Below are 13,508 nucleotides of genomic sequence, written 5' to 3' on the forward strand. Positions count from 1 at the left end.
CACCGTGCACTTCCTCCACGGTGACCGCCCCGACCACGACCTGACCTACGACGACGTCTTCATGGTGCCGCGGCGCTCCGACGTCGCCAGCCGCTACGACGTCTCGCTGGCCACCAGCGACGGCACCGGGACCACGCTGCCGTTGGTGGTGGCCAACATGACGGCGATCGCCGGCAAGCGGATGGCCGAGACGGTGGCGCGGCGCGGCGGGCTGACGGTCATCCCGCAGGACATCCCGGTCCCGGTCGTCGCCGAGGTGGTCCGCCACGTCAAGCAGCGCGACCTGGTCTTCGACACCCCGATCGAGCTCGGCCCCCACCAGACGGTCGCCGAGGCGCTGTCGCTGATCCCGAAGCGGGCCCACCGGGCGGCGGTCGTCGTCGCCGACGGCCGTCCGGTCGGGCTGGTGACCGAGCGGGACTGCGTCGAGGTCGACCGCTTCGCCCAGGTCGGCGAGGTGATGTCGCCGATCGCCGTCACCGTGGCGTCCGACGCGGGAGCGCGGGAGGTCTTCGACGCGGTCGACGCCGCGCGAGCACCGCTGGCGGTGGCGGTCGACGGTCACGGCGACCTGGTCGGCGTGCTGACCCGGACGGGCGCGCTGCGTGCCACGCTCTACGACCCCGCCGTCGACGCCCACGGCCGGCTGCGCGTCGCCGCCGCCATCGGCGTCGGCAGGGACGCTGCGTCCCGCGCCGCCGAGCTGGTCGAGGCCGGCATCGACTGCCTCGTCGTCGACACCGCCCACGGCCACCAGGACCGGATGGTCGCCGCGCTGGAGGCCGTCCGGGCACTCGACCTCCCGGTCCCGGTCGCAGCCGGCAACGTGGTGTCGGCCGAGGGGACGCGGGCGCTGGTCGAGGCGGGCGCCGACATCGTCAAGGTGGGCGTGGGTCCCGGCGCGATGTGCACCACCCGCATGATGACGGGGGTGGGCAGGCCCCAGTTCAGCGCCGTCCTCGAGTGTGCGGCTGCCGCCCGGGAGCTCGGGAAGTCGGTGTGGGCCGACGGGGGAGTGCGCCACCCGCGCGACGTCGCCCTCGCGCTCGCCGCGGGCGCCGGCTCGGTGATGATCGGGTCCTGGTTCGCGGGCACCCACGAGTCGCCCGGCGACCTGCAGGTCGACGCCGACGGCCGTGCCTACAAGGTGTCCTTCGGCATGGCCTCGGCGCGCGCCGTCGCGTCCCGCACGAGCACGGAGTCGGCGTACGACCGGGCCCGCAAGGGTCTCTACGAGGAGGGCATCTCGTCCTCGCGGATGTATCTCGACCCCGCGCGGCCCGGCGTGGAGGACCTCATCGACCAGATCTGCGCCGGCGTCCGGTCGGCGTGCACCTATGCGGGGGCGAGCGACCTGGAGACGTTCCACGAGCGCGCGGTCATCGGCGTCCAGTCCGCGGCCGGGTTCCACGAAGGACGGCCGCTGGCCACCTCCTGGTGAGCCACCGCGGTGGTCACTGGTGGACCATCACCTGGCGGCCACGCCCTTCCTCGTCAGCGGGCCTGCCGACCTCGCCGAGGTCGAAGCGCACCCGGTGGATCAGGCCCTCGTAGTGGTTGCGGACCGGGAGGTAGTCGTCGACGACCGGGGTGCCGCGGTCGACCCCGATGTTGAAGGTCTCGTCGAAGGAGAAGTAGTAGGCCGTGGTCGCCGGGACCCGGCCCGAGCCGACCGTCGCGCCGTCGACGAGCAGCGCGACGTCCGCCCCGCTGCCGGGCGGTCCCCCGTCGTAGTCGAAGCGGACCACGAGGTCGTGGCGGCCCGGCAGCATCGGCTTGCCGCCGCGCACCACGGTCAGGTCGCGCCCCACGTGGTTGTAGGCGTAGTGGGGCACGCCTCCCACGACGTAGAGCGACCACCCACCGAACCGGCCGCCCTGGGCGACGACGACCCCGTTGGTCCCGGTCACGAGCTCGAGGTCCGCGGTGATGACGTGGGAGCGGTTCTTCACGTTGGGGGCCGTCTCCTCCGTGAGCCGCCCCACCCGGGGGCCGAAGGACAGGCTGGAGCGGCCGAGGTGGAGGTCGAGCCGGCCGGCGACCTCGGGGTTCTCGCGCTCGGTGACCCGGTCGTCGAGGGGGAGGACGTGGAAGCGCTCCGCCTCCCGCAGGAAGAGCTCCTGCAGCTCGCGCAGCTTCTCGGGCTGCTCGGCCGCGAGGTCGCGGGCCTGGCTCCAGTCGAGCGAGTGGTCGTAGAGCTCCCAGACGTCCTCGTCGAAGGGCCGGCGGTGGGCGGTGACCATCTCCCACGGGACGCCGTGACGGGTCACCGCGGTCCAGCCCTCGTGGTAGATCCCGCGGTTGCCGATCATCTCGAAGTACTGCGTCGTGTGGCGGTCGACGGCGTCCGCGTCGTCGAAGGAGTAACGGAGGCTGGTGCCCTCGACCGGCTGCTGCGTCACGCCGCCGTAGGTCGCCGGCTCCTCGATGCCGGCCGCCTCGAGGATCGTGGGCAGCACGTCGATGACGTGGTGCCACTGGTGGCGGACCTCGCCCCGGGCCGTGATGCCGTTGCCCCAGCGCACGATCATGCCGTCGCGGGTCCCGCCGAGGTGGGCGACCTGCTTGGTCCACGGATAGGGCGTGTTCATGGCGAGCGCCCACCCCGCGGGGTAGATGCCGTAGGTCGTGGGGTCGCCGAGGGTGTCGAGCCGGGCGGCCATGTCGGCGGTGTCGTCCTGGATGCCGTGGCCGACGAGGTGCTCGCGGAAGGTGCCGCGCGGGCCACCCTCGCCGGAGGCGCCGTTGTCACCGAGCAGGTAGAAGACCAGGGTGTCCTCGAGCACGCCCATGTCCTGCAGGGCGTCGACGAGCCGGCCGACCTGGACGTCGGCGTGCTCCGCGAAGCCCGCGTAGGTCTCCATGAACCGGGCCGCGACGCGACGCTCGGTCTCGTCGAGCTCCTCCCAGCGGGGGACGCCGTCGGCCCATGGCGCGAGCTCGGTCGAGCCGGGCACGAGGCCGAGCTCCTTCTGGCGGGCGAGAGTCTCCTCGCGCTGGGCGTCCCAGCCCTTGTCGAAGCGCCCGGCGTACTTCTCCCGCCACTCGGGCGCGACGTGGAACGGTGCGTGGGTCGCGCCGAGGGCGACGTAGGTGAAGAACGGTCGGTCGGGGGTGATCGCCTGCTGGTTCTCGATCCAGGAGATCGCGTGCTCGACCAGGTCCTCGGTGAGGTGGTAGCCGTCCTCGGGCAGCGTGTCGGGCTCGACGGCGTAGCGGCCCTGGTAGAGCTGCGGGTACCAGTGATTCATCTCCGCGCCCATGAAGCCGTAGAAGTAGTCGAACCCCTCACCCATGGGCCACCGCGGGAAGGGGCCCGACGGACTGACCTCCACCGGCGGGGTCTGGTGCCACTTGCCGATGGCGGCGGTGCAGTAGCCGTTGCCGCTGAGGATCTGGGCGATCGTCGCCGCGCTCGCCGGCCGGTAGCCGTGGTAGCCCGGCTCCGGGGTCGACATCTCGCTGGTCACCCCCATGCCGACCGAGTGGTGGTTGCGCCCCGTCATCAGCGCCTGCCGGGTGGGCGAGCACAGCGGCGTCACGTGGAACCGGCTGTAGCGCAGCCCCTCGTCGGACAGCCGCTGGGCCGTCGGCATCTCGCACGGACCGCCGTAGGCGGAGGAGGCCCCGAAACCCATGTCGTCGATGAGCACGACGACGACGTTGGGCGACCCGGGTGCGGCCTCGACCGGCCGGATCGGGCGCGACGTGGTGTCGACGTCGAGGGGGAGCCGGGATCGGTCGACGGTCACGGGCGTTCTCCTGTGATCTCGGTGGCAGCGGCGACCGCCAGCCCACCCAGGGCGGGGAACCGGTCGTCGGTGAGGCGTTCTCCCGGGCCCCAGATGCTGACGATGGCGACGGGACGTCCCCCCGCGTCGAGGACGGGCGCCGAGACGCCCCACGCGGTGGTCTCGAACTCGCCACGGCACTCGGCGTAGCCGCGCTCGCGGGTCGCGACCAGCTCCTCCATGAGTGCCGTGCGCGAGGTGATGGTGGCGCCGGTGTAGCGCGGCAGGTCGCCGTCCCCCGGCCCGAGCAGCGCGCGGACGTCCTCCCGGGCGGAGAAGGCGAGCAACGCCTTGCCGGTCGACGTCGCGTGCAGCGGGACCGGGACGCCGGAGAGGCCGGCCGACACCACGACGGAGGCGGAGGTCGACTCCGCGACGTAGGTCAGGGCGCCCTCGCGGAGCACGGCCAGCGCAGCCGTCTCCCCGACCTCCTCGGCGAGACGGTGCAGCACCGGGGCGGCGGACCGGGCAAGGGCGGCGCCCGACGCCTGGCCGGCGAGATCGATCAGGCCGAAGCCGAGGCGGTAGGCGCCGGTCCGCTCGTCGCGCCGTACGAGGCGCTCCTGCTCCAGGGTCGCGAGGATGCGCCACGTCGTCGTGCGGTGCAGGCCCACGGTCTCCGCCAGGGCGGGGGCCGTGGTCTCGTCGTCGGCGGCTGCGGCGACCGCGCGGAGGAGCGCCGCCGCGCGCTCGACGGACTGGACCCGGGTCGAGCTCGGACGCTGTCTGGATGGTGACAGTCCGGTGACTATGCGGCCGGGTCCGTTGACCGACTCCTCCTGCTCCTTTATGTTGCGTATCTCACACCACTCGTGCGCATTGCGCAACAAGGGAGCCCGCTCGTGAACCAGAACTCACGTCGTCAGCTAGAGATCTCCCGCCGCCAGCTCCTCCGCTACACCGGGGTGAGCGCGGCGGCCATCGCCGGCAGCAGCCTCCTCGCCGCCTGCGGTGGGGACGACGGCGGCGGCGGCGGGGGGACGGGCGGCGGCGCCCAGGGGACCGGAGGGATCCTGATCCACGGTGCCACCGGCGGCGGGAGCAAGGACACGCTCGACCCGCACGCCCCGGTCACCAACCCCGACATCGCGCGGGTCAGCAACCTGTTCGAGCCGCTGTTCTTCTGGAACAGCGCCTATGAGCTCGAGCCGGCGCTGGCTGAGTCGATCGAGGGCTCCAAGGACGCCACGACCTGGACCATCCGGATGCGCCAGGGCGTCACCTTCCACAACGGCAAGACGGTGACGGCCGACGACGCCTGGAAAAGCATCCAGCGGGTCGCCAACCCCAAGGCCCCGCTCTCGGCCGGCGGCCAGCTCTCGCAGATCATCGACTTCCAGTCGACGAAGGTGGTCGACGACGCCACGCTCGAGCTCGTGCTCAACACGCCCTACGCGATCCTCGACTCGCTGCTGGCCGAGTACACCCTCGGCATCATCCCCGGCGGCGAGTTCGACCCGGCCAACCCGGTCGGCACCGGGGCCTTCGCCTACGAGTCCTTCGACCCCGGCAAGACCAGCACGTTCACCAAGTACGCCGACTACTGGGGCGACCCGGCCTTCGTCGACGAGCTCCAGATCCAGGACTTCGCCGACGACAGCGCCAAGGTCAACGCCCTGCAGGCGGGCCAGATCCAGACCGTCGACAACCTGCCCTACAACCTGATCGACACGATCAAGGGCGCCGGCGGCGGGGTGCTGGTCTCCGACACCGGTGCCTGGGTGCCGTTCACCATGCGGGTCGACGTCGCGCCGTTCAGCGACGTACGGGTCCGTCAGGCACTGCGACTGATCGTCGACCGCCAGCAGATGATCGACCAGACGCTCAGCGGCTACGGCTCGCTCGGCAACGACATGTACGCGCCGCTCGACGTCAACTACAACAGCGAGCTGCCCCAGCGGGAGCAGGACATCGACCAGGCCAAGTCGTTGCTGGCCCAGGCCGGCCAGGAGGGACTCCAGGTCGAGCTGTTCACCGGCGCCGACATCGGCTCGGTCGCGCCCGCAGCGGCCAACCTGTTCGCCGAGCAGGCCAAGGCGGCCGGCGTCGACGTGAAGGTGACGAAGAAGACGCCCTTCTACGACGACGACTACCTCTCCTACGCGTTCGCCCAGGACTTCTGGAACACCCGCAACTACATCCCCCAGGCCGTCGTCGGCACCTTCCCGCCCGACCAGGGAGGCACCTACAACGAGACCCACTGGGACAACGCCGACCACCGCAACCTCGTCAACGCAGCGGCCAAGGAGCTCGACGAGGACAAGCGCAAGGACCTGCTGTTCCAGGCCCAGGAGATCGAGTACAACGAGGGCGGCCTGATCATCTGGGGCTTCCGCCAGCAGGTCGACGGCTACGCCGCCGGCGTGCAGGGCCTCGAGCCGAGCGCCTACCTGCCACTGGGCTCCTACAAGTTCGACAAGGTGTCGGTCCAGTAGGGCCGGCGGCGGTCTCGGCATGAGTGACGTCTCCACAGCCCTGCACGACCCGCTCGAGGAGGTGGCCGCATCCCAGCGGCGGCACGGTGCCGCGGCCTGGGCGTGGTGGCTGCTGCGACGGCTGGGCCTCGCGGTCCTGACGTTGTGGCTGGTGTCCGTCCTGGTGTTCCTGGCCACCGCGACGCTGGGCGACCCGATCCGGGCGATCCTCGGTCGCGACTACAACTCCAACCCTGGCCGGGTCCAGCAGCTCGAGGAGCTGCTGGGCTCGGACCAGTCGGTGGTCTCGCGCTACCTCGACTGGGCGGGTGGGCTCCTGACCGGCGACCTCGGCACCTCGCTGGCGAGCACCCGTCCGGTCGGCGAGCTGATCTCCGGCAGCGTCACCAACTCGGCGGTGCTGGTCGCGCTGTCCGCGCTGGTGATGATCCCGCTGGCCTTCGGTGTCGCGATGATCTCGGCCCACTACCGCCGGCGCCGTCCCGACACGGTGATCCAGACGATCCTGCTGGCCATCGCCGGCCTCCCGGAGTTCGTCATCGGCGTGCTCCTCATCGCGCTGCTGGCGACGACGGTGTTCAAGGTCTTCCCGGCCGTCACCATCAGCTCGCCCACGGGCCACCCGTGGGACAACCCCGAGGCGATGGTGCTCCCGACGCTGACGCTGGTGCTGTGGGTGGCGCCCTACGTCTCCCGGATCGTGCGGGCCTCGCTGCTCGAGGTCATCGACAGCGACTACGTCGAGCTGGCCCGGCTCAAGGGGATCCCGGAGAACGTCGTGATGCGCAAGCACGCCCTGCTCAACGCCATCGTCCCCGGCATCCAGGTCGTCGCGCTCCAGCTCGCCTTCCTCGCCGGCGGCGTCGTCGTCGTCGAGACCCTCTTCTCCTACCCCGGGATCGGCCTGCAGCTCGTCGACGCCGTCCGCAACCACGACGTCCCTGTCGTCCAGGCGCTGAGCATGATCATCGCCGGCGTCTACGTCGTGGTGAACCTCGTCGCCGACCTCCTGTCCATCCTGTTGACCCCGCGCGCGAGGACGGCGATCTCGTCATGAGCACCGACGCACCGGCTCCCGCTGAGCCCTCGACCTTCCGCAAGGCGCTGCGCCAGAAGCGGTTCAGCGTGGGTCTCGCGATCACGCTGCTGCTCGTGGCGTTCGTCATCGTCGCGCCCTACGTCGCGCCGTTCGGTGAGAACGAGGTCGCCGGTCCGCCCTTCAGCAAGGACGGGACGCTCGGCACCGACTACCTCGGCCAGGACGTGCTGAGCCGCGTGATGTACGGCGGCCGGGAGATCCTCGTCATCGCCTTGTTCGGCACCCTCCTCGGGATGGTCCTCGGCATCGCGATCGGCATCGTGGCCGCCTACGCGGGCGGCTGGTGGGACGAGGTCATCATGCGCCTGAACGACGTGGTGCTCTCGTTCCCCCAGATCCTGCTGGCGCTGGTCGTCCTCACGGCGATCGAGCAGCCGTCGGCCCTGATCCTGATCGTGCTCGTCGGCGTCTCCCACGCTCCTCGCGTGGCCCGGCTGGCGCGCGGTGTCGCGCTGGGGCTGGTCTCGCGCGACTTCGTCATCGCGGCGGAGGCGCTCGGCGAGAAGCGCAGTCGCGTGATCCTGGCCGAGGTGCTGCCCAACATGAACGCGCCGCTGCTTGCCGAGGGCGGCCTCCGGCTGACCTACTCGATCGGGCTGGTGGGGTCGCTCGGCTTCCTCGGCTTCTCGACGAACCCGGGTGCGGCCAACTGGGGCCAGATGATCCAGGAGAACCGGCTCGCGCTCGCCACCCAGCCGTGGGCGGTGCTCGCCCCGGTGATCATCATCGCGATCTTCGCGATCGGCACCAACCTGATGGCCGACGGCATTGCGCAGGTCGCGCAGCGAGGGGAGAACTGATGACCGCCACGCAGGCGCCCGGGGAGGGCGGCAAGGTCGGTGGGCTGGTCGTCGAGGACCTCGGCGTGATGCTCACCGGCAAGGACGTCGACGTGGTCGACGACATCGACCTCGTGCTCCGCCCCGGTGAGGTGATCGGGCTGGTGGGGGAGTCCGGCTCGGGCAAGACCACCGTCGGCACCTCCTTGCTCGGCTACGCCCGGGCCGGCGCGGTGATCTCGTCGGGCAAGGTGCTGCTGGAGGAGCGCGACGTCCTCTCCATGCACTGGAAGGAGATGCGGCAGGTCCGCGGCGAGGAGATCGCCTACGTGCCGCAGGACCCTGCCTCGGCGCTCAACCCCAGCATCCGGATCGGCAAGCAGCTCGTCGAGCTGCTCCAGCTCCGCGGTATCGGCACGAGCGAGTCGCGGCTCCAAGGGGCGCGCGACGGGCTGGCGGAGGTCGGGCTGCCCCACGACGACGAGTTCCTCAGCCGCTACGCCCACCAGCTCTCCGGGGGGCAGGTCCAGCGGGTCGCCCTCGCGATGGCCTTCCTGCCCAAGCCCAAGGTGCTCGTCCTCGACGAGCCCACCACCGGGCTCGACGTCACCACCCAGGCGATGGTGCTCTCGACCATGGCCCAGCTGTGCCGTACGCACGGCGTCAGCGCGCTCTACGTCACCCACGACCTCGCCGTCGTGGCCAACATCGCCGACCGGGTGGCGGTGATGTATGCCGGGCAGATCGTGGAGCTCGGCCCCAAGGACGCGATGTTCAGCAACCCCTCCCACCCCTACACGAGGGCACTGCTCGACTCGATCCCACACCTGAGCCAGGCGCGGGCGCTCACCGGGATCCCCGGCCGCACGCCGGCGCCCGGAGCCCGGCCGGGCGGCTGCCGGTTCAACGACCGGTGCTCCTACGCCGTCGACGCCTGCCGGAGCGACGTCCCGCCGCTGGCTCCGGTCGCGGAGAACCACGACGTGCGCTGCATCCGCGCCGGCGAGATCGGGCGGTGGGACATCTCGCTCGGCACCGTCCCCGACGCGGATCCCGACCGCGCGCGCGACGTCATCCTGTCCGTCGACGGGCTCAGCGTGTTCTACGGGCGCAAGCAGGTCGTCCACGACGTGACCTTCGACCTCGCGAAGTCCGAGGTGGTCGCCCTGGTCGGTGAGTCCGGCAGCGGCAAGACCACGATCTCCCGCTCGGTGGGCGGGCTCCACAAGGACTGGACGGGCACCATCTCCTTCGACGGCCAGCCGCTGGCCCACGGTGCGCGCAAGCGGAGCGCGATCGACCGCAAGCGGCTCCAGTACATCTTCCAGAACCCCTACCTCTCCCTGAACCCCCGGCTGACGATCGAGCAGATCGTCAAGCGGCCGATGGAGCTCTTCGGGATCGCCAAGGGCAAGGAGGCGACCGACCGCGTGGTCGAGCTCCTCGACCAGGTCGCGCTCGGACCGCGGATGCTCCGCTACCAGGCCAGCCGGCTCTCCGGCGGCGAGCGACAGCGCGTCGCCATCGCCCGCGCGCTGGCCGCCGAGCCCGACGTGATCATCTGCGACGAGATCACCTCCGCCCTCGACGTGTCGGTCCAGGGCTCGATCGTCGAGCTGCTCGAGGGGCTGCGGACCACACGGGGCATCTCGATGCTCTTCGTGACCCACAACCTCGCGCTCGTCCGCTCCATCGCGGCCCGCGTGGAGATCCTCCAGCAGGGCCGGGTCGTCGAGTCCGGGCCGGTCGTCGACGTGATGGACCACCCCCGCGAGGACTACACCCGCACCCTCCTCGACAACAGCCCGCGGATCGACTGAGGACACCCGTGCCCGCCTCCGTCGTGAGGTCCCGGCTCTCCGCCCTCCGGTTCACCGACCCGGCGGCCGACCCGGGGTGGGCGCACGAGGTCGTGCCGGGCACGGGCGGGGCGCCGCTACCGGCGTCACCACGTCCTCTCGAAGTCCAGGTGGCCGGAGCAGGCACGGTCCGCGGCCTCGACCAGTGGGTGACGGAGACCTCCACGACGTCGCTGCTCGTCCTCGACCGCGGCACCGTCGTCCACGAGTGGTACGCCGCGGGGCTCGAGGCCACCACCCGGTTCCTCGGAGCGTCGATGACGAAGTCCGCCCTGGCGCACCTCGTCGGCCGGGCCGTGGACGAGGGGGCGCTCGACCTCGACGACCCGGTGGCCGACCACGTGCCCGAGCTGGGCGCGACCGGGTGGCGCGACGCGCGCGTCCTCGACGTGCTCACCATGACCTCGGGCGTCGACTGGGTCGAGGACCATCGCGACCCGGACACGCCCGCTTCCCGGCTGGTCGGCTCCTTCGCCGAGGGTCGCGCCTCCCGCGACGTGTTGCTCGAGGTCGGGTCGGAGGCGGCTCCGGGCACCCGATGGACCTACTGCACCGGTGACTCCCAGGTGCTCGACTGGGTCCGCGAGCGGGCCACCGACCGACCGTTCGCCGCCGATCTCGCGCTGCTCTGGGCCGACCTCGGGTGCACCGAGGACGCCCACGTCGCGGTCGACGGCGACGGGGTCGCCCTGGCGGGTGGCGGGCTGGCCGCCACCTCCCGCGACTGGTCGCGCCTCGGGCTGCACGCAGCCGCAGGCGCATGGGCCGACGCAGCCGCGCGCCCGGCGTACGGCTTCACGGCGCCGGGCCGGCTCCCGAGCACCATCACGGCCCACGTCGGGTTCGGACGGCACTGGTGGCCGCTCGACGACCACGGCGACCGGGTCGCGGCCGACGGCAGTCGTGGCCAGTTCGTCGCGGTCGACCGCCGCACCGGCGCCACGGTGGTGAAGACCTCGCTGTGGCCCTACGACGACGCGTGGGCCGACCGTCAGCACCGCGACCTCAGCTATCTCGGGCTCCACGCCCTGCTCGACCACCTCGACCCCGACCCCGAAGGAGAGCCGCGCCCGTGAACCGCAACGTCATGATCACCTGTGCCCTGACAGGGGCCGGCGACACCGTCGGCCGCTCGGAGCACGTCCCGGTCACCCCCGAGCAGATCGCCGAGTCGGGCATCGCCGCCGCCCGGGCGGGGGCGACGATCGTCCACATCCACGTCCGCGACCCCGAGACCGGACAGGGGTCGCGCAAGGTCGCCTACTACCGCGAGGTCGTGGAACGGATCCGGGCCTCCGACGTCGACGTCATCATCAACACCACCGCCGGCATGGGCGGTGACCTCGTCCTCGACCCCCACGACCCGACGACGTTCCTCGAGGGCACCGACCTGGTCAGCGGCGTCGACCGACTCCCGCACGTCGAGGAGCTGCTCCCCGACATCTGCACGCTGGACTGCGGCAGCCTCAACTTCGGCGAGGGGAGCCTGGTCTACGTCTCGACGCCCGACATGCTGCGCGAGGGGGCGAAGAAGATCCAGGAGCTCGGGGTGCGCTGCGAGATGGAGATCTTCGACACCGGGCACCTCTGGTTCGCCCAGCAGCTGGTCGCCGAGGGGCTGATCGACGAACCCGCGATGTACCAGCTCTGCATGGGCATCCCCTACGGCGCGCCCGCCGACCCCGGCACGCTCGCCGCGATGGTCAACCAGCTGCCCGAGGGGGCGGTGTGGGCGTCCTTCGCGCTGGGGCCGATGCAGATGCCGTGGGTGGCGCAGTCGATCCTGCTCGGCGGCCACGTTCGGGTCGGGCTCGAGGACAACCTCTACCTCCGCAAGGGGGTCAAGGCCACGAACGCCCAGCTGGTCGAGCAGGCGCGCACGATCGTGGAGGCCATGGGGGCACACGTCGCCACGCCCGACGAGGGTCGCGAGATCCTCCGGCTCAAGGCCCGGTCCTGACGTGCGGCCGGCCCCGGAGGACGTCCGCACCGTCGTCTGCGCCGGCACCGGCGTCATCGGCGGCGGCTGGGTCGCCTACTTCCTTGCCCGGGGGTACGACGTCGTCGCCTGGGACCCGGCGGCCGGGGCCGAGGAGCGCCTGCGTCACCTGGTCGACGCGGCCTGGCCGGCGCTGACAGAGCTCGGTCTCGCCGACGGGGCCGACCGCGCGCGCCTGGCCTACGAGCCCGACCTCGCCGCCGCGTGCGGTCGGGCGGACTTCGTCCAGGAGAGCGCTCCGGAGGACCTCGACCTCAAGCGCCGGCTGCTCGCCGACATCGATGCCGTCACCCCGGAGGGCGTGGTCGTCTCGTCGTCCACCTCGGGCTACGGCATGACGGACATGCAGACCCTCTGCACGAACCCCGGCCGCACGGTGGTGGGCCACCCCTTCAACCCGCCCTACCTGATCCCGCTGGTCGAGGTGGTGGGCGGCGAGCAGACCGACGCCGACGTGGTGTCGTGGACCGCCGACTTCTTCCGGCTGGCCGGCAAGTCGGTCATCACGATGGACCGCGAGGTGCCGGGCTTCATCGCCAACCGGCTCCAGGAAGCGTTGTGGCGCGAGGCGCTCCACATGGTGGCGGCGGGCGAGGCGACCGTCGAGCAGATCGACCTCTCGATCACCGACGGTCCCGGCCTTCGTTGGCCGGTCCACGGACCGATGCTGACCTTCCACCTGGCCGGCGGACAGGGCGGCATGGCCCACATGCTCGACCACTTCGGTCCCTCGCTCCTCTCGCCGTGGACCCGCCTGGTGGCGGCCGAGCTGACCCCGGAGCTGCGGGACGCGGTGGTCGACGGGTGCGACCGGGAGGCGGCCGGGCGCAGCATCGACGACCTCGTCGCCGAGCGCGACCGGGGCGTGATCGCGGTGCTGCGGGCGCTGGGGCGGGCATGACCGTCTCGGTGTGGCGCGAGCCTGTCCAGGACGCGTGGATCGACTACAACGGCCACCTCTCCGAGCCCTGGTACGTGATGGTCATGGGCCACGCCACCGACGCGGTGATGGACGCGGTCGGGCTGGGGCCGGCCTACCGGGAGGCCCACGACGCCTCGCTCTACACCGTCGAGGCGCACGTGCGCTACCTCGACGAGGTCGCGGCCGGGACCGACCTCGAGGTCCGCTCGTGGGTCATCGGCGTCACCGGGAAGCTGCTCTGGATCTGGCACGAGCTGTGGGCCGAGGACCGGCTCCGCGCCACCGAGGAGATCCTCGGGGTGCACGTGCAGCGAGGCTCGTCCGCGCCGTTCCCCGACGACGTACGCCACCGCGCGGACGCGGTGTGCACGGAGCCGCCGCCCGAGGCGGGGCGCCGGATCGGGCCGCTGGGGGAGAAATGACGAAGACCCGAGCCAGTGGCTCGGGTCTTCTCCTGTGTCCGAGGGGGGACTTGAACCCCCACGCCCTAATACGGGCACTAGCACCTCAAGCTAGCGCGTCTGCCAATTCCGCCACCCGGACGAGTGCGGGAGAAAACATAGCAAAGCACCGGGCCGGATCCCGCATCGGGGAGGACCTCCGGATCCGTGTCAGGATCGAGCC

At 71.6% G+C, this 13,508-nt stretch carries 11 protein-coding genes and 1 tRNA gene; 9 read left to right on the forward strand and 3 right to left on the reverse strand.

Annotated elements, in window-relative coordinates; all coding sequences use genetic code 11:
• Positions 1–4 precede the first annotated feature (4 nt).
• On the forward strand, positions 5–1,441 hold the full coding sequence (locus ABD091_RS19500; RefSeq protein ID WP_343921704.1) for a GuaB1 family IMP dehydrogenase-related protein: 1,437 nt from the start codon (positions 5–7) through the stop codon (positions 1,439–1,441).
• A gap of 13 nt (positions 1,442–1,454) precedes the next feature.
• On the opposite strand, the gene ABD091_RS19505 is transcribed toward ABD091_RS19500, so the two are convergent.
• Together ABD091_RS19505 and ABD091_RS19510 are read right to left on the reverse strand one after the other, a co-directional pair.
• On the reverse strand, positions 1,455–3,752 hold the full coding sequence (locus tag ABD091_RS19505) for an arylsulfatase (protein ID WP_343921705.1): 2,298 nt from the start codon (positions 3,750–3,752) through the stop codon (positions 1,455–1,457).
• Positions 3,749–4,621 (reverse strand): IclR family transcriptional regulator, encoded by an 873-nt coding sequence (locus ABD091_RS19510; RefSeq protein WP_343921706.1) that lies wholly within the window; start codon positions 4,619–4,621, stop codon positions 3,749–3,751. Before ABD091_RS19510 ends, ABD091_RS19505 begins: the two co-directional genes overlap by 4 nt.
• Positions 4,622–4,633: 12 nt before the next feature.
• Between ABD091_RS19510 and ABD091_RS19515 the strand changes: the two genes are divergently transcribed.
• From ABD091_RS19515 to ABD091_RS19550, 8 genes are all read left to right on the forward strand, one after another.
• Positions 4,634–6,226, forward strand: a complete 1,593-nt coding sequence (locus ABD091_RS19515) for an ABC transporter substrate-binding protein (protein ID WP_343921707.1) — start codon at positions 4,634–4,636, stop codon at positions 6,224–6,226.
• Between the two features lie 19 nt (positions 6,227–6,245).
• Positions 6,246–7,283: an ABC transporter permease gene (locus ABD091_RS19520; RefSeq protein ID WP_343921708.1), complete on the forward strand. Its 1,038-nt coding sequence runs from the start codon at positions 6,246–6,248 to the stop codon at positions 7,281–7,283.
• Complete coding sequence (locus ABD091_RS19525) at positions 7,280–8,125, forward strand: ABC transporter permease (protein WP_343921709.1); 846 nt, start codon at positions 7,280–7,282, stop codon at positions 8,123–8,125. Before ABD091_RS19520 ends, ABD091_RS19525 begins: the two co-directional genes overlap by 4 nt.
• Positions 8,125–9,924 carry an ABC transporter ATP-binding protein gene (locus ABD091_RS19530; RefSeq protein ID WP_343921710.1) on the forward strand — a complete coding sequence of 600 codons (1,800 nt, stop codon included), beginning with the start codon at positions 8,125–8,127 and terminating at the stop codon, positions 9,922–9,924. Before ABD091_RS19525 ends, ABD091_RS19530 begins: the two co-directional genes overlap by 1 nt.
• 149 nt (positions 9,925–10,073) lie before the next feature.
• Entirely contained in the window at positions 10,074–11,039 is a 966-nt protein-coding gene (locus ABD091_RS19535) for a serine hydrolase domain-containing protein (RefSeq protein WP_343921711.1), read from the forward strand.
• A complete protein-coding gene (locus ABD091_RS19540; RefSeq protein ID WP_343921712.1) occupies positions 11,036–11,923 on the forward strand; it encodes a beta-keto acid cleavage family enzyme in 888 nt (295 codons plus the stop codon). The genes ABD091_RS19535 and ABD091_RS19540 overlap by 4 nt, the downstream gene beginning before the upstream one ends.
• A gap of 1 nt (position 11,924) precedes the next feature.
• Entirely contained in the window at positions 11,925–12,863 is a 939-nt protein-coding gene (locus tag ABD091_RS19545; RefSeq protein WP_343921713.1) for a 3-hydroxyacyl-CoA dehydrogenase NAD-binding domain-containing protein, read from the forward strand.
• The gene (locus tag ABD091_RS19550; protein WP_343921714.1) at positions 12,860–13,306 is read left to right on the forward strand and encodes a thioesterase family protein; all 447 of its coding nucleotides are present in this window, start codon (positions 12,860–12,862) and stop codon (positions 13,304–13,306) included. Before ABD091_RS19545 ends, ABD091_RS19550 begins: the two co-directional genes overlap by 4 nt.
• Positions 13,307–13,341: 35 nt before the next feature.
• Here ABD091_RS19550 and ABD091_RS19555 read toward each other — a convergent pair.
• Positions 13,342–13,427, reverse strand: a tRNA-Leu gene (locus ABD091_RS19555).
• Positions 13,428–13,508: the final 81 nt, after the last annotated feature.

Origin of the sequence: Nocardioides aestuarii, from assembly GCF_039527245.1 — a bacterium.
GTDB lineage: Bacteria > Actinomycetota > Actinomycetes > Propionibacteriales > Nocardioidaceae > Nocardioides > Nocardioides aestuarii.